The organism is Thermosulfurimonas marina, assembly GCF_012317585.1.
GTDB lineage: Bacteria > Desulfobacterota > Thermodesulfobacteria > Thermodesulfobacteriales > Thermodesulfobacteriaceae > Thermosulfurimonas_A > Thermosulfurimonas_A marina.
Genome location: NZ_CP042909.1, coordinates 435,509 through 455,935, shown reverse-complemented (window position 1 = coordinate 455,935; position 20,427 = coordinate 435,509). Strand labels below are relative to the sequence as shown.

Genomic DNA, 20,427 nt, shown 5'->3' with positions numbered 1-20,427 from the left:
AAACCTTCTTAGGGTGGAAGATGCGACGGGTTCTGGTGGTGCCCATAGGGAGGGTCTTTGGGCCCTGGTTGGAAAGGTTCCTACAAGACCTTTCCAATTTCTGGCAGGCTCAGCTGGAACTGGCCCATCCGGTCACTCCTCCGCCGGCGGCCTTTCATCCCCGTCTGCGCAAATTTTTTGCCCCTTACCTGGTGGAATATCTGCGGACCCTTTCGCGAGAGGTGGATTTTGTCCTCGGGGTCTGTGGGGAGGAGCTTTACTCCCCTCGGGCTCCGGTGGTCTTCACCGAGGTGAGTTTTTCCTCCCGGTCGGCCCTGATTTCCGCCCGCCAGCTCCAGGAGTTTCTCTTCGGCCCTGAACCGGAGAGGGTCTTTGTGGAGCGTTTGCATAAGGAGGCCGTCCGGGCCCTGGGGCATCTTTTGGGCCTCGGTCCCTGCCCCAATCCCCGTTGCGTAATGCATCCTCCCTCCTCCCTTATGGAATTGGACCTTAAGGGTCCGGAGTTCTGTCCAGAGTGTCGTATGCGGCTCAGGCTCCTTCAGGTCCTGCGTGGAGAGCTTCGAGGGCTCGCTTGATCGGGGTTTTCGATTCCGGAATTGGGGGGCTGACGGTCCTTAAGGAGTTGTTGCGGCGTTTGCCCGGCTACCGTTTTATCTATTTTGGGGACACGGCCCGCACTCCTTACGGGACCAAGAGCCCCGAGACCATTATCCGTTATGCCTTAGAGGATACGGAGTTTCTCCTGCGCCACGGGGCCCGGGTGATCGTGGTGGCCTGCCATTCGGCCTCCTCCGTGGCCACCGAGGCCCTGAAGGCCCATTTTCCGGAGATTCCCATCTTTGAGGTGGTTACTCCCTCGGTGGAAAGGGCCCTGGCCGTTACCCGACGCAAGGTGATCGGGGTTATCGGGACCCGAGCCACCATCGAAAGCCGTGTTTACGAAAGACTCCTTACCGAAAGAGACCCGGGGGTGAAGGTCTATGGCCGGGCCTGTCCCCTCCTGGTCCCCCTGGTGGAGGAGGGCTGGCTTAACAAACCCGAGACCCGCATGATCGTGAAAAAGTGCCTTCTTCCCCTCAAGATGCGCGGAATAGATACCCTTATTTTGGGCTGCACCCATTATCCGGTCCTGAGAAAGGTCATCGCCGCCAAGGCCGGACGCCGGGTCACCATGGTGGACCCTGCAGAAGAGGTGGCCGAAAGGGTGCGGGCCTACGTGGAGGAGAATGCCCCGCCCCCTCTTGAAAAGGACGGGGAACCCCTTATTTTCGTTTCCGACTTCACTCCGGCCTTTGAGGAGGTGGCCCGTCTTTTCCTGGGACGCCGGGTAAAACTCCTCAAGGCCGAGGACGCTCCGGTATGAAACGGGTCATCCTGGGGACCGCGGGGCATGTAGATCACGGGAAGACCACCCTGGTCAAGGCCCTGACCGGGGTGGATACGGACCGTCTCAAAGAAGAAAAGGAGCGGGGAATCACCATCGAGTTAGGCTTTGCCCGGCTGGATCTTCCCTCCGGGGCCCGGGTGGGGATCGTGGATGTCCCGGGGCACGAGCGTTTTGTGCGCACCATGGTGGCCGGGGCCGCGGGGATCGATCTGGTGGCCCTGGTGGTGGCTGCCGACGAGGGGGTGCGCCCCCAGACCCGGGAACACCTTGAGATCTGTGAACTTCTGGGAGTGAAATCCGGTCTGGTGGTCCTCACCAAGAAGGATCTGGTGGATGAAGAATGGCTGGAGCTGGTGGCCGAGGAGGTGCGGGAGGCCCTGCGGGGAAGCTTTTTGGAGGGGGCGCCCCTGGTAGCCGTCTCTGCGGTCACCGGGGAGGGCCTGGCCGAGCTGGTGCGGGTGCTGGATGAGTTGGTGCAGAAGGTCCCCGACCGCTCGGTGGAGGGCCCCTTCCGGCTTCCGGTAGACCGGGTCTTTACCGTCAAGGGTTTTGGCACCGTGGTAACCGGGACCGCCCTTTCGGGGCGCCTCCGGGTGGGGGAAGAGGTGGAGATCCATCCCGGAGGGCTCACGGCCCGGGTGCGGCGCATCCAGAGTCACGGAGAGGATCGAGAGGAGGCCCTGGCCGGGATGCGCACGGCCCTAAATCTCCAGGGGGTGGAAAAGGAGGCCCTTTCCCGGGGAGCGGTGGTCTTTGAACCCGGGACCCTCAAACCCTCCCGGATCCTGGACGTGGAACTGCAGTATCTCTCGAGCGCTCCGCGCCCTCTCAAAAACTTAGAAAAAGTCCATTTCCATCTGGGCACCGCCGAACTCATGGCCGAGGTGGTCCTCTTTGGTAAGGATAAGCTGGAGCCGGGAAGAAGGGATGTGGCCCAGCTGCGCCTCGCGGAGCCGGTGGTCTGCCTGCGGGGAGATCGTTTTGTCATCCGGGCGGGCTCCCCTCTGGTCACCGTGGGAGGCGGGCGAGTGCTCAACCCCCTGGCCCACCGCCGCAAGCGGACCAAGCCCTGGGAGCGGGAGGAACTGGAAGGCCTGGCGGCGGCCGGGCCGGAAGAAACTCTGCGTTACCACCTTCAGAGGGCCGGAATTTCCGGCCTCAAGACCTCTACCCTGCGCCCCCGCCTCCCGGCCTATGGTCCGCAATGGGAGGCCTTGGTGCGGAAATTTTCTTCCGCGCTAGTCCGGGTCCCCGGAGAGGGAGAAGACCTCTGGCTCCTGCGTGAGAGATTCGAGGCCTTCAAGGAAGAAATTTTGACCGCGCTGAGAAAATTCCACGAGCGCTTCCCCCTTAAGCCCGGACTTGGCCGGGAGGAGCTCCGGGCCCGGGTCTCTTCCTCCGCCCATCCCCGGACCTTTGAATTGGCCCTCTCCGATCTCCTTTCCGAGGGCCGAGTGGTGGCCGAAAAAGAGTATCTGCGGCTTGCCGAACACCGTCCGGTCCTTCCGGAAGAGGCCGAGGCCTTAAAAAGAGAGATCGAAAAGATATTCCTGAAAGGAGGGTTCACCCCGCCGGAGCCGGACGAGGCCCTTTCCCGCTTTCGGGAAAAGCCCCGTCTGGCGCTCGATATGTTTCAGGTTCTGGTCCAGGAGGGGACCCTGGTGCGGCTTTCAGAAAAACTTTACTTCCACCGGAAGATCCTGGAGCGGGCCAAGGAATTGGTCCGGAAACATTTCGAGACTCATCCCGAACTTTCGGTGGCCGATTTTCGGGAGATGACCGGAGGGGCCTCCCGGAAATACCTCATTCCCCTATTGGAGTATCTGGATCGGGAAAAGATCACCCTCCGAGTGGGGGACAAGCGGGTCCTCCGGAAGGGACTGCGTCCTCAGAGGGGATAGTTCTTCTCGAAGGCCTTGATCTCTCTTTCAAATTCTTCAAAACGTTCGAGTTCGATTAGAAGTTCCAGGCGCCATAGAGCCAAAGAGAGGCGAACCCGTTTCTCCAGAGGAAGGTCCTTCTTGCGGGCCTGGAGACGCCGACGCAGTTTGCGCAGTTTCTGGTAAGCCCTGGCCTTTCTTTCCTGGCGGACCTTTTGGGCCTGCTTCAGGGCCTCCTGGGCCAGCTCCTGAATCTTCCGGAAATATTCTTCGGCCCAGTCGTAATGGCCGCTCTGGTAAAAAGAACGAGCCCTTTCCCACTTTTTCTGGATCTCCGCGTAGAGATCAGGGGCGTAGAGATCGGCCCGGGCCTCGTAAAGCTCCTTGACCAGCTTTTCGGTTTCCAAATAGGCCTTTTCCGGAGGGGTGGGGGGAGTGATGAAACGTCCGAGAAGGGGAAGTTTGGAGAGTTGATAGCGCGCATAGGGAGAAAGTTCAAGCTTAGGCCAGCTAAAACCCAGGACCAAAACGGCCGCTAGAGCCAGAAGGAGAGGTCTCCGGGGCCCTTTGGGAATCTTCATGAGTCCTGTTATAGTAAAAAATTCAAACCTGTGGTAGGGGTCCTCAAAGATGGGCAAATTCTTCAAGACCTTGCTTTGGCTACTGCTTCTGGGAGGGTTGCTGGCCGGAGGAGGGCTCTTCTTTTATCGCTACGAAAGCAGCCCTCCGGAGGTGAAAATCTCCGGTATTTCCGAACTCCTCGGCCGGGAATTCAAAGTCCGGGTGGAGGTGCGGGATCCCCGTTCCGGTCTGCGCTCGGTAAGGATCGCTTTAAGACAAAAGGACCGCGCGGCGGTCCTCAGGGAGGAGACCTTCCCGGTTTCTTTTTTGAAGGGCTCGCCGGTAAAAGAAAAGGTCTATGAGTTTGCGGTAAGGCCCCTTGAGGTCGGTCTTTCCGAAGGGCCGGTGGAGCTGGTGGTCCAGGCCCGGGATGGGTCCTGGCAGCAGGCCTTTAGGGGAAATCTTCGGCAGAAGGTCCTTAAGGCCCGGCTCGATCTTACCCCGCCGGCGGTGGCCCTCCTTTCGGCCCGGGTCTATCTGGCCCGAGGGGGCTCGGCCCTGGTGCTTTATCGGGTGGGAGAACCCGTGGCCCGGACCGGGGTCTACCTGAACGAGCACTTTTTCCGGGGCTATCCGGTCAAGGATCACCTCTACGCGGCCCTGGTGGGACTTCCGGTGACCGAAAAGGGTATTTCCCGCTTTGTGGTCCTGGCCCAGGACGAGGCCGGAAACCGTCTGGAGATCCCGGTAAATTATTTCTACCAGCGCCGGAAGTATCCGGTCTATCGCCTGCGGATAAGTGAGGCCTTTCTTTCCCGCAAGATGCCCGAATTTTTGAGCCGTTATCCCGAGGCCCAGAAGGGAAGCCTTCTTGAGACCTTTGTCTGGGTGAACGAGACCCTGCGGCAGCGGAACAACCAAAAGATTGCCGAGATCACTTCTCAGGTCTCGCAGGAGCCCTTCCGCATTAAGGGGGCCCTTAGGGCCCTTCCGCGGGCAGCCAAGCGCTCGGATTTCGGGGAATATCGCCTCTACTACTACAAGGGGCGCAAGGTCTCCGAGTCCTGGCATCTGGGGCTGGACCTGGCCTCGGTGGCCGGGGCGGAGGTGCCGGCGGCGGCCGCCGGAAAGGTGGTCTTTGCGGGCTATCTGGGCATTTACGGCAACACGGTAATCCTGGACCACGGTCTGGGGCTCTACACCGTTTACGCCCATCTTGCAGGAATTGAGGTCTCCGTGGGCCAGGAGGTGGAGGCCGGGCAGACCATCGGCCATACGGACACCACGGGACTGGCCGGTGGAGATCACTTACATTTTTCGGTCCTGGTCCAGGGGGTCTTTGTTCAGCCGCTGGAGTGGCTAGACCCTCACTGGGTGAGGGTCCGGATCCTGGGCCCCCTTTCGGCCCTGCCTTAGGCTTCTACCCACTTCACCCGGCAGGGCAGCCCAAAGAATTCCCGAAAGGCCCGTTCAAAGCGATGGGCCTCCTCATGAAGGGCCACGATGCTCGGCCGGAAAAGGTCTTCGTTCATCCGGATTTCCAGCAGGGGCTCTTCCTCCGGATCTTCGGCCGTCCGAAAGCGGTACTCCGGTAAATGTCCGTAGGTCTCCCGGAGGAGACCCTCCAGGGCCTGGCGGTAGATCTTGACTCCGCGGAAGGACCAGCGTTCTTCATAGCCCGGCTCAAGGATCTCCAGCCGCGGGGTGGTGCGCCCGCAGGGGCATTTTTCCCGCAAGAGGCGCACGCGGTCCCCGGTGCGGAAACGCAGCAGGGGATTGGCCCTTACCCGGAGGGTGGTGAGGAGGAGCTCCCCTTCCGGGGCGGTCCTTCCGGTCTCCGGGTCCACCACTTCGGGATAGAGGTGGTCTGCGGCCAGATGCAACCCCTGACGCCTCTCACATTCATAGGCCATCCCCGGCCCTAGAATTTCGGCAATTCCGTAGGCCACAAGGGTTTGGACCCCGAAGACCTCCTCCAGAAGGGCGCGGTCCCGAGGGGAGACGGGCTCTCCCAGGAGAAGGAGAAGACGCAGACTCCGGGGAAGGGGCAGTCCTAACCTTTCCGAAACCCGGAGAAATCTCCGGGCCAGAGAGGGGGTGGTGGCCAGGACCGAGGCCCGAAAATCTTTCATGATCCGGAGGTCGGTCTCCGGTCGGCGGGGCGAAGGGGGGATGACCGTGGCCCCCAGGACCTCGGCCCCCTCCTTGAGGTCCTCGATCCAGACCGCCATCCCCGGCTCCAGGGCGATATAAAGGATATCGTCGCTTCGGAGACCCGCCGCCGAAAGAAAGCGCACGGTAAGCCCCCTCAGGGCCTCCAGATCCTGACGGGTATAGCCCTTGACGATGGGATTAGGATGCCAGGGAAAAACATGTAGGCGCACGATCTCTCTCAGGGGCACGGCAAAGAGTTCATAGGGGTAATGTTCGGCAAGGTCTTTTCGGGTGGTGGGGGGAAAGCGCGAGAGATCCTCGGGTACGGCGAGGTCTTCTGGAAGAAGTCCGGCGGCCTCCAGGCTCTCCCGGTAAAAGGGCACTCGCTGGTAAAGACGGGTTAGTGTGGCCTGAAGGAGCTCGATATGCCACTGTCTCCAGTCTTCCAAGGAGAGATATTCCAGATCCTTCTGTTCCATGGCCTCACCTCAGGCGGTGAATTCGCGGTAGTCCTTGCCCAAATAGGCCCGTTTGACCTCTTCGTCGTGAAGAAGCTCCCGGGCCGGACCCTCAAGCACGATGCGTCCGGTCTCAAGCACATAGGCCCGGTGGGCGATCTCCAGGGCCTTGCGGGCGTTCTGTTCTACCAGAAGGACCGTAAGCCCCTCCTGGTTGAGCCTCACGATGGTGCGCATGATGAGGTCCACAATCTTGGGGGCCAGTCCCAGGGAGGGTTCATCGAGGAGGAGAAGACGGGGGCGGGCCATGAAGGCCCGGGCCAGGGCCAGCATCTGCTGTTCCCCTCCGGAAAGGGTTCCGGCCTTCTGTCGGCGCCGCTCCTTGAGGCGGGGAAAGAGCGCATAGACCCTTTCGAGATCGGCCTGAACGGCCCTGCGCCCCTCCTGGCGCCAGCGATGATAGGCCCCGAGCTCTAGGTTTTCTTCCACGGTGAGGGGATAGAAGATCTGGCGCCCCTCAGGGACCAGGGCCACCCCCTTTCGGACCAGGTACTGGGGCGAGGCCCCGGTGATATCCTCTCCCTCAAAGAGGATCTGCCCCTTTAAGGGCCGGTTAAGCCCCATGATGGTAAGGAGGAGGCTGGTCTTTCCGGCTCCGTTGCTTCCCAGAAGACAGACGATTTCTCCCGGGGCCACATGGAGCGAGATCCCCCGCAGGACCACCAGCTTGCCGTAGGAGAGGTGGAGGTTGCGGATCTCTAGCATAGCTCCTCCCCCAAGTATACCCGAATGACCTCCGGATGCCGTTGAATGGCGTGCGGGTCCCCTTCGGCGATTTTGGTGCCCTGGTGGAGCACAATGACCCTTTCGGCAAGGCCCATGAGGAGATGAAGATCGTGTTCCACCCAGAAAAGGGTTATGCCTTCCGCGGGAAGGCCCTTTAAGGTCGCGGCCAGATCTTCCTTTTCCCGGGGGGAGAGTCCGGAAGCCACCTCGTCTAGAAGCAGGAGTTTGGGCCTCAGGGCCAGGGCCCGGGCCAATTCCAGATAACGGAGTTTTCCTAAGGGAAGATCCCGGGCCGATTTCCGGGCTTCCTCGGCCAGGGAACATTTTTCAAGATAACCGAAGGCCTCCTCCCGGGCCCTTTTTTCTTCCCGGAAAAAGCCCGGAGTTCGAGCCAGCGAGGCCCAGAGCCCCGGTCGGCGGCGCTGGTAGATGGCCAGAAGTACGTTTTCGAGCACGCTGAGGTGTCCAAAGATTTGCGGGGTCTGAAAGGTGCGGGCTATACCTAGGCGGGCAATGTTTTCCGGGGGCAGAGCCGAGAGGGGATGTCCCTCAAAGAGGACCTCGCCTTGGTCCGGAGACAGAAATCCGCAGATGAGGTTGAAAGTGGTGCTTTTTCCGGAGCCGTTGGGTCCGATGAGGGCGGTGAGGGAGCCGCGTTCCACGGAGAAGGAAAGATCCCGCACCGCCCACAGGGCCCCGAAGCGTTTGGAGAGATTTCGAACTTCCAGGATGCGCCCCATTTCGCTATACAAACCAGAAAAATTACACCTTTACAACCTTCGGGGGTTACTCTTTAGGTAATAGCATTTCCAAAAAAAATAGAAAAAATTATTTCCACCATAGCTCTTATCTTATAAATCATAAATTCTCTAATTTCGGCCCCAAACCCTTCAAGGAATCCTCCAAAATTTTATAATCCACTTTTATCGGAAGACATTAGATTTGCCAAAGAAAGGCTTCCATTGTAAAAAGTGATTCACCATGGTGCAAAGTAAGGATCTACGGGCAGTGGCGGAGGCCTTTCTTTACCCTGAGGATCCCTCTTTTCTAGGAATTGTTTCCTATCTGACCCATCTGGCCCGCTCCCTGGGGCTCAATCTCAACGGGGATTTTCAGGTCAAGGATCTCGAAGAACTCAAGGTGGAATACACCCGGCTTTTTGTTACTTCCCCCTATCGTACTCCGGCCCCGCCCTATGCCTCGGTCTATCTTTCCTCCGATCGGCGCCTCAAAGGGGAAGGTTATGATCAGGCCTTAGCCTTCTATCGGGAGGCCGGTCTGGAACCGGTGGAGGAGGGGGAACTGGCCGACCACGTGGCCTATGAGCTTTCTTTTATGGCCCTTCTCCTGGAGGAAGGAAGGCTCGATCTCCTGGAGCGCTTTCTTTCCGAACATTTTCTTCTTTGGTATCCCCGATTCCTGGTGGCCCTGAAGCAAGCCGATCCCCAGCCCTTTTACCGGGCTTTAGGGGATCTGGTACTGGCTATCACCAATAGATTGCGGGAGGAGGTATCTCATGAGAAGACGCGATTTTCTTAAACTTTCGGCCGGCGCCTCTTTGGCTCTGGCGGGGCTTAAGCTCCGCTCCGAGGGGCTTTTTCGGAAGGCCCACGCCCAGTGTCAAAGCGCCCAGGATCTCCCCGGGAGCCTGGGGGCCAAAGAAGTTCCCTCGGTCTGCGAGATGTGCTTCTGGCGCTGTCCCATCGTGGCCAAGGTCAAGGGCGGCAAGGTGGTCAAGATCGAAGGCAATCCCAAGAGCCCGACCAACGGCCGCGGGGACAAGGCCCGGGTCTGTGCCCGGGGCAACTCCGGGATAAAGCTTCTCTACGACCCGGACCGGGTGTTGCATCCTTTGAAGAGAGTGGGGGAACGCGGTGAGGGTAAGTTTGTGAAGATTTCCTGGGACGAAGCCTTAGACGAAGTGGCCGAAAATCTCAAAAGGGTGCGAGATAAATACGGACCGCACGCCATCGCCTATTTTGATCATGGGGCCTCGGCCGAAGCCCTGCGCGAGGTCTTTAAGGGGCTGGGTACGGAGAACTATTCTAACGAGCCGGCCTTTTTCCAGTGTGTAGGGCCGGTGGCCGTGGCCTATATTAACGCCATGGGCTACCTCGCTTCCGGGACCATGCAGTATACGGACATGGCCAACGCTAAGGCCATCCTCTTGGTGGGCTCCCACGTGGGAGAAAACGTCCACGTCTCTCACGTGATGGATTTTGTGGAGGGCCTTTCTAAAGGGGCTAAGTTGGTGGTAGTGGATCCCCGGTTTTCCGTGGCTGCGGCTAAGGCCGACATCTGGCTCCCCATCCGCCCCGGGACAGATACGGCCCTTCTTTTGGCCTGGATTAACTACGTGATCGAACACGGCCTTTACGACCGCGAGTTCGTCTCCAAGTACTGTGAGGGCTTTGAGGCCGTGAAAAAGGCGGTAAAAGACTGGACCCTGGAGCGGGCGGCCCGGATCTGCGATCTTCCCAAGGACAAGATGGAAGAGGCCATCAAGATCCTGGCCTCGGCGCGGCCGCATGTATGCATCCACCCAGGGCGGCATTCTACCTGGTACGGCAAAGGGGATGTCTATCGGCATCAGGCCCTGGCCGTTCTGGCCGCCCTTTTCGGCGGGATCGGCACCCCGGGAGGCCTTTACTTTCCCACCCATATCCCCTTAGGCCATCTGGGCCGTGTCAAGGAAATCAATCCCCAGCCCTCGGCCACTCCGCTTAAGGAAAAGTACCCCTTCAGCGGACCCTTCCCTGGTAGTCCGACTAACGAAATTATCCAGGCTACTCTTACCGGAAAGCCGTATCCTATTAAGGCCTGGGGGGTCTGCGGGGTGAACATCCTGCAGACCATTCCTAATCCTTATCAGACCATGGAGGCCATCAAGAAGCTCGATTTTATCTTTTCCTTCGAAATCTTGCCCACGGAGACCGCTATCTGGTCTGACATTGTCCTTCCCGATACGGTCTATCTGGAACGCTACGATGACGTCTATGTCTACGATGGCCTGCCTCAGTGCTATGTGACCGCGCGTCAGCCCGCGGTGGAACCCTTGGGCGAAGCCAAGTCTCCCCTCTGGGTGGCCAAAGAGTTGGCCCGTCGCCTGGGATTCGAGATCTTTTTCACCGAAAGCGAGCTAGACATTATTAATGACAAGCTTCGGGGGCTCAACCTTACCTTCGAGGAACTTCAAAAGGAAGGAGGACTGGTGGTCCTTCCGGCCAAGGGAGCCTATGATCGCGAAAACTTCAAGAACCTCTTTGGTGAGAAGGGGCTCAAGGTGAAGCTAGCCATTGAGGATTTCGAAGACGAAGATTTCTCTCCGGTCCCGGTCTTTGAACCCACTCCGGCTCCTCCCAAGGGTTTTGCCCGCCTCATCTATGGACGGGTGCCGGTCCACACCTTCAGCCGGACCATGAACAACGAATGGCTCCATCACGAGTGGCCCGAAAACCACGCCTGGATCAACGACGAGGTGGCCACCAAGCTGGGGATTCGGGACGGAGACGAGATCGTCCTGGAGAATCAGGACGGAAAGCGCTCTTTCCCGGTGAAGGCCAAGGTCACTCCTGGAATCCGTCCGGACTGCATTTATCTCCCCCACGGTTTCGGAAGCCGTTCGCCCAAGCTTTCCCGGGCCTACAAGAAGGGGGCCAGCGACCAATTCCTCATCACCCACTATGTGCAGGATCCCTTCATGGGGTCCTCGAGCCACCGGACCAGCTTTGTGCGCATTGTCAAGGATGGAAAGGTGCTGGATATTCCCGAGTTGCGTCCGGTGCCTCCGGAGATTCCCCGCTTTGAGCTTGCGGCGGGCTCGGCGGCCGGGTGCCGGATTGAAAAACACCTCAAGCACAAGAAGCGCCGGCACAAGAAAACTCACGCCATCGAGGGTTGTTAAAAAGATTGCTTAAGGAGGTTTAAAAATGAGACACCAATGGGCCATGGTCATAGATCTTGACCGGTGCGTGGGCTGCCACGCCTGTGCGGTGGCCTGCCGGGCGGAGTGGCAGGTCCCGGTAAATCACGACTATGATGGGTATTCCTTCATCAAGGATTATGATCAGTGGCTGGAAGTGGTCTCCCCGGAGGGAGGGGGAGACTATCGGCGCAACTGGGTCCTGCGCCTGGGCCCGGAGCGCACCAGCAAGGGGGAGATCGCCTTCACCTTCTTCCCCGGGCTCTGCAATCACTGCGATCAGCCGGTCTGTGTGGATGTCTGCCCTGTGGATCCGGAAGAGCGCGAATTCGTGGACTTTAAGACCGGGAAAAAGACCACCATGCAGATTAAGGCCACCTATAAAGAGCCCTTCTACGGGGCGGTCCTTATCGACAAGGAGCGCTGTATCGGCTGCGGAAACTGTGTGGCCGCCTGTCCCTACCGGGCCCGCTACCTCAACGACACCCTGGACGAGCCCAAGGCCGACAAGTGTACCTTCTGCTACGAGCGCATTGTCCACGGCGAGATCCCGGCCTGTGTGAAGACTTGTATCGCCGACGCCCGGATCTTTGGCGATCTGGCCGACCCCAACTCCGAGGTCTCCAAGCTGGTGCGCAGCGGTAAGGCCCGGCGCCTGGAGTCCGAAATGGTCAAAATCGGCCCCAACGTCTATTTCATGGGGAAGGAGAAGAATCTCGAGCTCCTTTTCAAACACTTCGCCCCGCGCAAGCGCACCTGGGAGGAGGTGGAGGTCCGGGCCCGCACCCGCCGCGGGGTCCTCAAGATGGCCCTCCGCAAGCTGCCCCATCTGGGTTGATTCTCCCTTCAGCCTGAATTTTTCGGGCGGGGCGCAAGCCCCGCCCTTTTTATTTGGAAATCTTAACTCCCCTATATATTGTGCCTTATTCACGCTTGACACCCATTATCCTGGGCATATAATGGAGGGAAAAACCGGGAGGAGGAAGGAATGGAGCCCCTGGTTCGTAAGAGGGATGGAAAGTTTCAGCCCTTTGATCGCCGGCGGATTGTGCGGGCGGTCTTTAAGGCCCTGAGGGCCGTGGGGCAGAAGGATCGGGCCGCGGCGGAAAGGGTGGCGGACGCGGTAGCGGTCCAGCTTTACCGCCAGTTTTTCAAGCACGGAGGGGTGCCCCATGTGGAGCAGATCCAGGACCTGGTGGAAAAGACCCTTATGGAACAGGGGCTTTCCGAGGCGGCCAAGGCCTACATCCTCTACCGGGAAAAGCGCCGTCAGGCACGGGAGCTGGGCCAGGCCCTTCTCGACGGAGTGAATCTCATTGAGGAGTATCTCGGCCGGCAGGACTGGCGGGTCCAGGAAAACTCCAACATGAATTACAGTCTCCAGGGGCTCAATTTCCACATTTCTTCCTCGGTGGTGGCCCGCTACTGGCTGAACAAGCTTTACCCGACCCGGGTGGGCGAGGCCCACTTTGAGGGCGACTTTCATATCCACGATCTGGGCATCCTTGGGCCTTACACTTATTACGGGAAAGAGGTGGTGGTGGCCCGTTACCGGGGGAGGCTTCTTCTGGTCTCCCTGGAGGATCTCTATGATCTCCTTCCGGAGGAGGAATATCTCCTTTCGGCCCGGGATGAGGCCTGGGCCAAGAGGCCCGAGGATCTCTGGGTGCTCGACCGGGAAGGATGGACCCGGGTCACCCGGGTGGTGAAAAAGAAGAGGCACCGCCCTATGCGCTTTCTCAAAAACCGGGGCGGCCGCAGCGTGGTGGTCACCGACGACCATCCCATGATTACCCAGAAGGGAGAAAAACCAGCCTCCGAGGTCTCCGAAGAGGATTCCCTTTTTACGGTGGATTTTTCCCGTCTTCTCTCCGGGGAAAGGCTCTTTTCCAAGGAGAGGTTGGATCTCCTTTCCGAGATCCTTCGGCTGGGCTGGCCCCATCGGGAAAGGCTTTACTTCAATGGCTATCCTCTGGAGGATCTAGAAATCCCGGTGGAAGAAGACGGGCTGATCCACACCCTGAGTTTCTCTGCCCCTCGGTTTTTGCCCCTGGATGCAGATTTCGGCTATTTCGTGGGCATGGTCCTTGCGGAAGGCTATCTCAGCTATGAAGAAGATCATCCCCGCTGTCTTTCCGTAGTCCAGAGCGAGCCGGAGATTCTCGAGCGTCTGAACGGTATCCTTCGGGAGCGGGGCTTCTGGGGGTGCATCGTCCCTAAAGGGAAGTTTTTCGAACTTCGGGTGCGCAATCCCTTCCTGCGGTTCGTCTTTGAGCGGGTCTTCGGAATCCGTCCCGGGGCCAGACACAAAGGGCTTCCCCGGGAGATCCTCACCTACAGTCTGGAGTTTGTGAAAGGGGTGCTGGGGGGTCTCCTTGATGGAGACGGAAGCGTCGACTCCTCCGGGACCTCCCTTTCCCTGCGCCTGGCCTCCCGTTCTTTGCTGGAGGAGGTGGCGGTGGTGCTTTCCCTTCTGGGATTTACTCCCCGGGATCGGGCCCTGGAAGGGCAGGGGCAGAGGCGGGAGATAGAGGGCCGTACGGTAATCCAGAGGTACCCCCTCTATGGACTCTCTTTCCGGAAGGTGGAAGGCCTGGATCTTCCCTCGGAAAAATATCGTGCGGCGCAGCCCTCCTCCCGGGCCTGGCACGATGAGGGAAGGGATGAGTGGCACCAGGTCCTAAACAACGATCCGGTGGAGATTCCCGATGAGTTTATCTACGATCTTACTACGGAAAGCGGCACCCTGGTGGTGAACGGAATGTGGAACCACAACTGCGTGGGGTGGGATCTTTATGATCTCCTGCGGCGGGGTTTCGGAGGGGTGCCCGGAAAGGTGGAAAGCGCCCCGCCCAAGCATTTTCGGAGCGCCTTGGGCCAGATCGTAAACTTCTTTTACACCCTGCAGGGGGAGGCCGCCGGGGCCCAGGCCTTCTCTAACTTCGACACCCTGCTGGCCCCCTTTGTGCGCTACGATAGGCTCTCCTACGAAGAGGTCAAGCAGTGCCTGCAGGAATTCATCTTCAATGTCAATGTGCCCACCCGGGTGGGCTTCCAGTCTCTGGCCTGGGAGGAGCCGGTGGTCGTGCGTCGGCGGGGGAAGATAGAGGTCCTGCCCATCGGGGAGCTGGTGGACGAGGCCTTTCGGGAGCGCCCCCATCAGGTGGTTCCCAATGTGGACGGCTACGGGCGGCCCTCCCGGGATTCCTTTCTGGTGCCGGGAGACGGAGATCTGGAGGTTTTGGGCTGGAAGGAGGGGCGGGCTACCTGGCTTAAAGTCAAAGGTCTGGTGCGTCATCGGGTGCCCCACGGGCGCTTTGTGCGGGTGCGCACCGGCCGCGGCGAGACCCTCATTTCTCCGGCCCATTCCCTCTTTGCCTTTAGTGACCAAGGGGGGATTCGCCCGGTAAAGCCTGCGGAGCTCCGTCCCACCGGTCCCAACGCCCGCCTCGGAAGGGGAAATCACGTGGTGGCCCTGGCCAGAGTCCCCTCGGAGGTTTTTCGCAACCTTACCGAACTGGATCTGGCCGAGATCATCGCCGATCTTCCCTGCGAGGCCCGCTCTCGCGTCTATGTCCATCTTACCGAGGAGGGGTTTCGGCGCCTGGAGGAACGTCTCCGGGCCAAGGGCCTTTCCTTGAAACAGGCCGTCTATGAGCTGGGCTTTCGGGATCGCACCCGGTACTATGAATGGCGGAGGAAGCGGTGTGTGCCCTTCAATTTCTGGTGGCGTCACGGGGATCTGGAGGACCCGGAGGTCTCCTTCAGCCTTCGCAACTATCCGGAAGCCCGCGAACCCCGGAAGCTATCCGGGGCCCGTCTGGAGGCCTTCCTGACCCTTCTGGCCTTCTATATCACCGAGGGCAAGGCCTCCGGATCCAACGTATGCCTGTCTCAGGCGGAGGCCTTTGCGGAGCCCCTCAGGCAGGCGGCCGAGGTTTTAGGAATACTGAGCGGAGAGACCGAGGAGCAGGGCTGGTCCTCCAAGACCGGACAAAAGACCGAGACCCGCGTCAAGGTCCTGCGTATTCGGGGCCTCCTTTCTTTTCTCATGAAGCATACCGCGGGCTTTTCCTCCCAAGACAAGCGTCTGCCCTCCTGGGTTTTCGATCTGGCCCCTTCGCTGAAGGAGAAGTTTTTAGGGGCCTTGATAGAAGGAGACGGATATTACGATCCCGGACATCGGCGATTCGGGTTTTTCACCCGCTCAAAGAGGCTCCTGGCCGGGGTGGGGCTCCTGCTGGCCAGTCTGGGCTACCACTTCGTTCTTTCCCGTAAAGACCCCCGCACCGGGGTTTACGGGCTCTTTTACTATCCCGAGCCCCGGAAGCCCTGGCCTCAAAAGGGAGACTTTGTGGCGGTACCGGTCTATGAAATTACCGAAGAGGATTATCCCCACGAATGGGAATACGATCTTTCCGTGGACTGCGAGACGGAAAACTTTGTGGGGGGACTGGGAGGGCTCCTTTTCCACAACACCCCCTTCACCAACCTCACCTTTGACCTCAAGTGTCCGGAGACCCTGCGGAACTACAAGGTGCTCCTCGGGGGGAAGGAGAGAGAAGAGACTTACGCCGAGTTTCAGGAAGAGATGAACCTCATCAACCGGGCCTTTTGTGAGCTGATGCTCGCCGGAGACGCCCGGGGCCGGATCTTTACCTTCCCTATACCCACTTACAATATCACCCGGGATTTCGATTACGAAAATCCGGAGCTTGAGCCCCTTTGGGAGATGACCCGCAAGTACGGCATTCCTTACTTTGCCAACTTCGTGAATTCGGACATGCGGCCTGAAGACGCCCGCTCCATGTGCTGCCGCCTGCGGCTAGACAACCGGGAGCTCGAACGCCGGGGCGGAGGGCTTTTCGGGGCCTCACCGCTTACAGGCTCCATCGGGGTGGTCACCATCAATCTGCCCCGACTGGCCTATCTTTCCACCTGTGAGGAGGAGTTTTTCGAAAGGCTCACGGAGCTCATGGAACTGGCCAAGACCTCTCTGGAGATCAAACGCAAGGTCATCGAGGACTTCACCGCCCGGGGCCTTTACCCTTACTCCCGGGTCTATCTCCAGCCGGTCAAAGAATGTACCGGCCAGTACTGGCGCAACCACTTCTCCACCATCGGTATCCTGGGGATGAACGAGGCCTGTCTCAACTTCCTGGGGGTGCCCATCTATCATCCGGAGGGCAAGGAATGGGCCATCAAGGTCTTGAAGTTCATGCGGGAAAAGCTCGCCGATTTTCAGGAAGAAACAGGCAATCTTTACAATCTCGAGGCCACGCCTGCCGAAGGGGCCAGTTATCGGCTGGCCCGGCTGGACAAGAAGAAATTTCCGCGGATCAAGACCGCCGGCACTCCCGAGGTGCCTTATTACACCAATTCCGTCCATCTTCCGGTGGGATACACCGACGACATCTTTGAGATCCTCTCTCACCAGGACGACCTCCAGGTACTCTTTACCGGAGGCACGGTGGTGCATCTTTTTGTGGGGGAGGAGATCCCGGACACGCGCATGGTCAAGGAGTTGGTGCGGGCGGTGGTCACCCACTTCCGTCTCCCCTACTTTTCCATTACCCCCACTTTTTCCGTCTGCCCGGTGCACGGCTACCTTCCGGGAAAACACGAGATTTGCCCCTATCCCCACAGCGAGGAGGAACTGGCCCGCTACGGGCGGGAGTTGGAACTCGCTCTGGAGGCCCTACGCGGGCTCCCTCCGGAGGCCTACCGGCTGGTAGAGCCCTCCGGGGAGTCCGAAAATCGAACCGAGGAGGTGCAGTATGAAAAGGTGTAAGGTTAAGGCGGTGCCCTGCGAGATTTATAGCCGGGTGGTGGGCTATTTCCGGCCGGTGCAGAACTGGAATGCCGGAAAGCAGCAGGAATTTTCCGAGCGCAAGACGGTGCGGATCGAATCCTTCCGGGAATTCGCTCGGCGCAGCTGCGGTTGCTAGATGATTAAAGGGCTCCGGGGCACCAGTCTGGTGGACTATCCCGGGAAGATAGCCGCGGTGGTCTTCTTGGGAGGATGTAATTTTCGCTGTCCTTACTGTTACAACGTGGACCTGGTGCTCCCGGAGCGCCTCCGCCGGCTTCCGGACCTTTCCGAAAAAGAGCTCCTTTCCGAACTTCGACGGCGGGAGGGATTTATTCGGGGGGTGGTCCTTACCGGAGGGGAGCCCACCCTCTGGGGGCGCCGTTTGATCGATCTTTGTGCCCGGATTCGGGAGGCTTTTTCCCTTTCCATCAAGCTGGACACCAACGGATCACATCCGGGATTGTTGGCCGAGCTCCTTTCCGGGGCCCTGGTGGACTACGTGGCCTTAGATTTCAAGACCGCCCCCTCCCGCTACCCCGAACTTTCGGCGGATTTTGCCCCGGTGGCCGAGACCCTGGAGATCCTGAAGGGTCTCAATGGGCGGGCCGAGGTGCGGATTACCCTGGCCCCTGCCCTGGTGGGCCCCAAAGAGATAGAAGAGATGCTTCCCTACCTTCAGGGGCTTCCCCGTCTCGCCCTCCAGAAATTCGTGGGGGAAGTGGAGCTTCTAGATCCGGACTTCCCTTCCCAACCCTACTCTCGGGAAGAATTGCTCTCCCTCAAGGAGATCTTTCGCCAGAATCTCCCCTCCACCGAAATTTTAACCCGTTTTTAACTTTTGTTGCTAGAAATTAACAAATTAAAGCCGGATTTGTCTTGTTTTTGCCCTTGCCTCTTGATATCCCGAAAGAAAACGGGCTTTTGCGGGACGGGTTATGTCAGAGAGACCCAATCGCACGCACGCCAAGCGTATAGTCCTGGGGTTGATCCTCTTGATCGTGTTGGGAGCGGTAGTCCGGAGCCTTCTGGTCCCTGACGATTTCGGAAATCACGGGAGCCTCTTTTACAAGTTTTATCGCAAAGGGGCCATTCAGGACGAGCTTTCCCGCAGTCCCCGGCATCTGACCAATGCCTCCTGTGAGAGTTGTCACCCCTGGGAATATCAGTTGCAGAGCCACAGCAAGCACCGAACCCTTTCCTGTGAATTCTGTCATGGTCCCTGGGCCGATCACGTGAACGCCCAGGGGCAGGTGATCGGGGCCCTTCCCAATCCCACGGACAAGCAGGCCATTAAAGCCCTCTGTCTGCGGTGTCACAATAGGGCTATCCGGGCCCGTCCTCGAGACCCCAAGGTCATCAAGACCGTACTTCTGCCGGACCATTTGCGCCAAAAGCACGTAAGAGAAGACCACGCCTGCGATCAGTGCCATCTGGTGCACGCGCCGCTTTATTACATCAATCAGATGAAGGCCATCTGGCAGAATCTCCTCAAGGGGGCCACCGGTGAATAAAGGGCGTCGGAAGTTTCTGGGATATCTCCTCAAGGGTACGGCAGGGTCCCTCTACTGGATGCTTCCTCTGCCCATCAAGGTTCCTCTGCAGATTCCCGGTCTGGGGGAGGAAGAAAAATATGATCCCGAGGCCCATGAGTTTGTTTTTATGGTGGATATCAACCGTTGTATTGGATGTGGCTCTTGCTGCGTAGCCGACAAGCGCGAGTATCAGGTGCCCGACGGTCAGTATCGCACCTGGGTGGAAAGATATCTTATCACCGTGGACGGAGAGGTCTTCGTGGATTCCCCTAAGGGGGCCTTGGAGGGCTATCCCGAGCCTCGCAAGGTGGAAAAGCCCGTGCGGGACGCCTTTTTTGTGCCCAAGCTCTGCAATATGTGCGAGGAGCCGGCCTGTGTCCAGGTCTGCCCGGTAGGAGCCACCTTTAAGACCGACGACGGGTTCGTCCTTATCGATTACAAGCGCTGTATCGGTTGTGCTTACTGTGTGCAGGCCTGTCCCTATGGGGTGCGTTATATCCACAAAAAGAAACGCACTGCGGACAAGTGTACCTGGTGCTATCACCGGGTGCGGCGAGGGCTCCTTCCGGCTTGCGTGAATGCCTGTCCCACCGGGGCCCGTAAGTTTGGAGATCTCCGGGATCCGGACTCGGAGGTCTCTAAGATCCTCCGGTCCAGCGAACCCCTCTTCGTCCTCAAGCCGGATATGGGGACCTTCCCCCGGCTCAAATACCTCCATCTGAGACAGGAGGTCATTTAATGGCTGATGTAGTGGGTTATGTCTTCCCCAACGAGCATCACATTCACTGGAGTTTGATGATCGTCACTTATCCCTATATTACGGGAATTATTGCCGGAGCCTTTATCGTTTCCTCTCTTTATCATGTCTTTCACGTGAAGGCTTTAAAGCCGGTTTCCCGTTTTGCCCTGATCTTCGCCCTCTCCTTTGGTATCTGCTGTACTTGGCCCCTCCTCAACCACCTGGGGCATCCCGAGCGCTGCTTCAACATTATGCTTACCCCGCATCCCACCTCGGCCATGGCGGGCTTCGGTTACGTTTACAGCACCTATATGATCATCCTCCTTCTCGAGATCCTTTTCATCTATCGGGCGGTCTTTGCCCGTCTTCTTCCCCAGACCACGGGTTTTAAGGCCACCCTTTATCGGGCCCTTACCTTCGGAAACACGGATCTTTCTCCGGCCACCCTCAGGTTCGACCACAAGGTCACCAGCTGGCTGGCCCTCATCGGGATCCCTATGGCCTGTGTACTTCACGGTTATGTAGGGTTTATTTTCGGGGGGGTCAAGGCCGTACACTGGTGGCTCACCCCCCTTATGCCGGTGATCTTTCTCCTTTCGGCCTGTGTCTCGGGGATTGCGGGGATCATCCTGGGTTATCTTCTGGTCCAGTGGTGGAAAAGGCGTCCGGTGGATGAGGAATGTCTCTCCACTCTGGTCAAGTATCTCTGGGGATTTCTCATCCTGGATGTGGTTCTGGAATTGCTCGACCTCGGGGTGCACGCTTACCTGCGGGTGGAAAGCTGGCACGTCCTGGAGCACCTCATCTCCGGCCCCCTCTTTACCAGCTTTATCGTGATGCAGATCCTCATCTTTTCTTTCATTCCTCTGGTGATCCTGGGGGTGCTTACCCTGGCCAATGTGCGCGGGAAGGCCTTGCAAATTCTGGCCACCCTCTCGGCGGTAATGCTCCTTATCCAGGTCTACTGCATGCGCTGGAACGTGGTTATCGGGGGGCAGATGGTCTCCAAGAGTGGCCGGGGCTACACCTTCTATCATCCGGGCTTTTTCGAAAAGGAGGGCATTCTCCCTACCATTCTCATCCTCCTGGCCCCGGTAATTATCCTTTTCTTCCTGGCCAAGGTTTTTCCTCTCTGGATGACCGAGGAGGGGCAAAATCCTCAACCCATAAAAAATTTCAATTAGGAGGTGTAGAGG

General features: G+C 58.8%; 16 protein-coding genes and 1 pseudogene. 13 read left to right on the top strand and 4 right to left on the bottom strand.

Features of this window, described 5'->3' with window-relative positions; translation table 11 throughout:
- The first annotated feature begins 20 nt into the window (after positions 1-20).
- From FVE67_RS02335 to selB, 3 genes are read left to right on the top strand one after another with little or no spacing between them, the layout of a single operon-like run.
- Positions 21-575 carry a hypothetical protein gene (locus FVE67_RS02335; protein ID WP_168719063.1) on the top strand — a complete coding sequence of 185 codons (555 nt, stop codon included), beginning with the start codon at positions 21-23 and terminating at the stop codon, positions 573-575.
- A complete protein-coding gene (gene murI, locus FVE67_RS02330; RefSeq protein WP_168719062.1) occupies positions 572-1,363 on the top strand; it encodes a glutamate racemase in 792 nt (263 codons plus the stop codon). The genes FVE67_RS02335 and murI overlap by 4 nt, the downstream gene beginning before the upstream one ends.
- On the top strand, positions 1,360-3,288 hold the full coding sequence (gene selB / locus FVE67_RS02325) for a selenocysteine-specific translation elongation factor (protein WP_168719061.1): 1,929 nt from the start codon (positions 1,360-1,362) through the stop codon (positions 3,286-3,288). The genes murI and selB overlap by 4 nt, the downstream gene beginning before the upstream one ends.
- On the opposite strand, the gene FVE67_RS02320 is transcribed toward selB, so the two are convergent.
- A complete protein-coding gene (locus FVE67_RS02320) occupies positions 3,276-3,848 on the bottom strand; it encodes a hypothetical protein (protein ID WP_168719060.1) in 573 nt (190 codons plus the stop codon). The genes selB and FVE67_RS02320 overlap by 13 nt on opposite strands.
- 49 nt (positions 3,849-3,897) lie before the next feature.
- Between FVE67_RS02320 and FVE67_RS02315 the strand changes: the two genes are divergently transcribed.
- On the top strand, positions 3,898-5,244 hold the full coding sequence (locus FVE67_RS02315; RefSeq protein ID WP_168719059.1) for a M23 family metallopeptidase: 1,347 nt from the start codon (positions 3,898-3,900) through the stop codon (positions 5,242-5,244).
- Here the strand turns inward: FVE67_RS02315 and FVE67_RS02310 are convergent.
- Genes FVE67_RS02310 through FVE67_RS02300 form a run of 3 tightly spaced genes read right to left on the bottom strand, consistent with a single transcriptional unit; the run spans position 5,241 to position 7,966 of the window.
- The gene (locus FVE67_RS02310; protein ID WP_168719058.1) at positions 5,241-6,461 is read right to left on the bottom strand and encodes a phenylacetate--CoA ligase family protein; all 1,221 of its coding nucleotides are present in this window, start codon (positions 6,459-6,461) and stop codon (positions 5,241-5,243) included. The two genes, FVE67_RS02315 and FVE67_RS02310, sit on opposite strands and share 4 nt — an antisense overlap.
- A gap of 9 nt (positions 6,462-6,470) precedes the next feature.
- Positions 6,471-7,205, bottom strand: a complete 735-nt coding sequence (locus FVE67_RS02305; RefSeq protein WP_168719057.1) for an ABC transporter ATP-binding protein — start codon at positions 7,203-7,205, stop codon at positions 6,471-6,473.
- Positions 7,199-7,966, bottom strand: coding sequence for an ABC transporter ATP-binding protein (locus FVE67_RS02300; protein ID WP_168720312.1), 768 nt, complete (start codon positions 7,964-7,966; stop codon positions 7,199-7,201). Before FVE67_RS02300 ends, FVE67_RS02305 begins: the two co-directional genes overlap by 7 nt.
- 241 nt (positions 7,967-8,207) lie before the next feature.
- Here FVE67_RS02300 and FVE67_RS02295 point away from each other — a divergent pair, with 241 nt between their 5' ends.
- The 9 genes and pseudogenes from FVE67_RS02295 to nrfD all read left to right on the top strand — a co-directional run bounded on the left by FVE67_RS02295 (position 8,208) and on the right by nrfD (position 20,415).
- Complete coding sequence (locus FVE67_RS02295) at positions 8,208-8,765, top strand: TorD/DmsD family molecular chaperone (RefSeq protein ID WP_168719056.1); 558 nt, start codon at positions 8,208-8,210, stop codon at positions 8,763-8,765.
- On the top strand, positions 8,743-11,130 hold the full coding sequence (locus FVE67_RS02290; RefSeq protein WP_168719055.1) for a molybdopterin-containing oxidoreductase family protein: 2,388 nt from the start codon (positions 8,743-8,745) through the stop codon (positions 11,128-11,130). The genes FVE67_RS02295 and FVE67_RS02290 overlap by 23 nt, the downstream gene beginning before the upstream one ends.
- Before the next feature lie 25 nt (positions 11,131-11,155).
- Positions 11,156-11,986, top strand: coding sequence for a 4Fe-4S dicluster domain-containing protein (locus FVE67_RS02285; protein WP_168719054.1), 831 nt, complete (start codon positions 11,156-11,158; stop codon positions 11,984-11,986).
- Between the two features lie 150 nt (positions 11,987-12,136).
- The gene (locus FVE67_RS09335) at positions 12,137-16,939 is read left to right on the top strand and encodes a ribonucleoside triphosphate reductase (protein ID WP_246167912.1); all 4,803 of its coding nucleotides are present in this window, start codon (positions 12,137-12,139) and stop codon (positions 16,937-16,939) included.
- A 16-nt stretch (positions 16,940-16,955) separates the two neighbouring features.
- A pseudogene (nrdD, locus tag FVE67_RS02260) lies at positions 16,956-17,096 on the top strand (anaerobic ribonucleoside-triphosphate reductase); the annotation flags it as partial.
- Positions 17,097-17,795, top strand: coding sequence for an anaerobic ribonucleoside-triphosphate reductase activating protein (locus FVE67_RS02255; RefSeq protein ID WP_168719052.1), 699 nt, complete (start codon positions 17,097-17,099; stop codon positions 17,793-17,795).
- 100 nt (positions 17,796-17,895) lie between these two features.
- Positions 17,896-18,471 carry a cytochrome c3 family protein gene (locus FVE67_RS02250; protein ID WP_168719051.1) on the top strand — a complete coding sequence of 192 codons (576 nt, stop codon included), beginning with the start codon at positions 17,896-17,898 and terminating at the stop codon, positions 18,469-18,471.
- The gene (locus FVE67_RS02245) at positions 18,464-19,231 is read left to right on the top strand and encodes a 4Fe-4S dicluster domain-containing protein (protein WP_210534632.1); all 768 of its coding nucleotides are present in this window, start codon (positions 18,464-18,466) and stop codon (positions 19,229-19,231) included. Before FVE67_RS02250 ends, FVE67_RS02245 begins: the two co-directional genes overlap by 8 nt.
- Entirely contained in the window at positions 19,231-20,415 is a 1,185-nt protein-coding gene (nrfD, locus tag FVE67_RS02240) for an NrfD/PsrC family molybdoenzyme membrane anchor subunit (protein ID WP_168719050.1), read from the top strand. Before FVE67_RS02245 ends, nrfD begins: the two co-directional genes overlap by 1 nt.
- The last annotated feature ends 12 nt before the right edge of the window (positions 20,416-20,427 follow it).

What these genes read in the sequence shown, in the direction of transcription:
- FVE67_RS02300 (WP_168720312.1), bottom strand. Translation starts at nt 7,966, where the DNA reads ATGGGGCGCATCCTGGAAGTTCGAAATCTCTCCAAACGCTTCGGGGCC.
- FVE67_RS09335 (WP_246167912.1), top strand. Translation starts at nt 12,137, where the DNA reads ATGGAGCCCCTGGTTCGTAAGAGGGATGGAAAGTTTCAGCCCTTTGAT.
- FVE67_RS02250 (WP_168719051.1), top strand. Translation starts at nt 17,896, where the DNA reads ATGTCAGAGAGACCCAATCGCACGCACGCCAAGCGTATAGTCCTGGGG.
- FVE67_RS02290 (WP_168719055.1), top strand. Translation starts at nt 8,743, where the DNA reads ATGAGAAGACGCGATTTTCTTAAACTTTCGGCCGGCGCCTCTTTGGCT.
- FVE67_RS02320 (WP_168719060.1), bottom strand. Translation starts at nt 3,848, where the DNA reads ATGAAGATTCCCAAAGGGCCCCGGAGACCTCTCCTTCTGGCTCTAGCG.
- FVE67_RS02295 (WP_168719056.1), top strand. Translation starts at nt 8,208, where the DNA reads ATGGTGCAAAGTAAGGATCTACGGGCAGTGGCGGAGGCCTTTCTTTAC.
- FVE67_RS02335 (WP_168719063.1), top strand. Translation starts at nt 21, where the DNA reads ATGCGACGGGTTCTGGTGGTGCCCATAGGGAGGGTCTTTGGGCCCTGG.
- FVE67_RS02315 (WP_168719059.1), top strand. Translation starts at nt 3,898, where the DNA reads ATGGGCAAATTCTTCAAGACCTTGCTTTGGCTACTGCTTCTGGGAGGG.
- nrfD (WP_168719050.1), top strand. Translation starts at nt 19,231, where the DNA reads ATGGCTGATGTAGTGGGTTATGTCTTCCCCAACGAGCATCACATTCAC.
- FVE67_RS02310 (WP_168719058.1), bottom strand. Translation starts at nt 6,461, where the DNA reads ATGGAACAGAAGGATCTGGAATATCTCTCCTTGGAAGACTGGAGACAG.
- FVE67_RS02255 (WP_168719052.1), top strand. Translation starts at nt 17,097, where the DNA reads ATGATTAAAGGGCTCCGGGGCACCAGTCTGGTGGACTATCCCGGGAAG.
- FVE67_RS02285 (WP_168719054.1), top strand. Translation starts at nt 11,156, where the DNA reads ATGAGACACCAATGGGCCATGGTCATAGATCTTGACCGGTGCGTGGGC.
- selB (WP_168719061.1), top strand. Translation starts at nt 1,360, where the DNA reads ATGAAACGGGTCATCCTGGGGACCGCGGGGCATGTAGATCACGGGAAG.
- FVE67_RS02305 (WP_168719057.1), bottom strand. Translation starts at nt 7,205, where the DNA reads ATGCTAGAGATCCGCAACCTCCACCTCTCCTACGGCAAGCTGGTGGTC.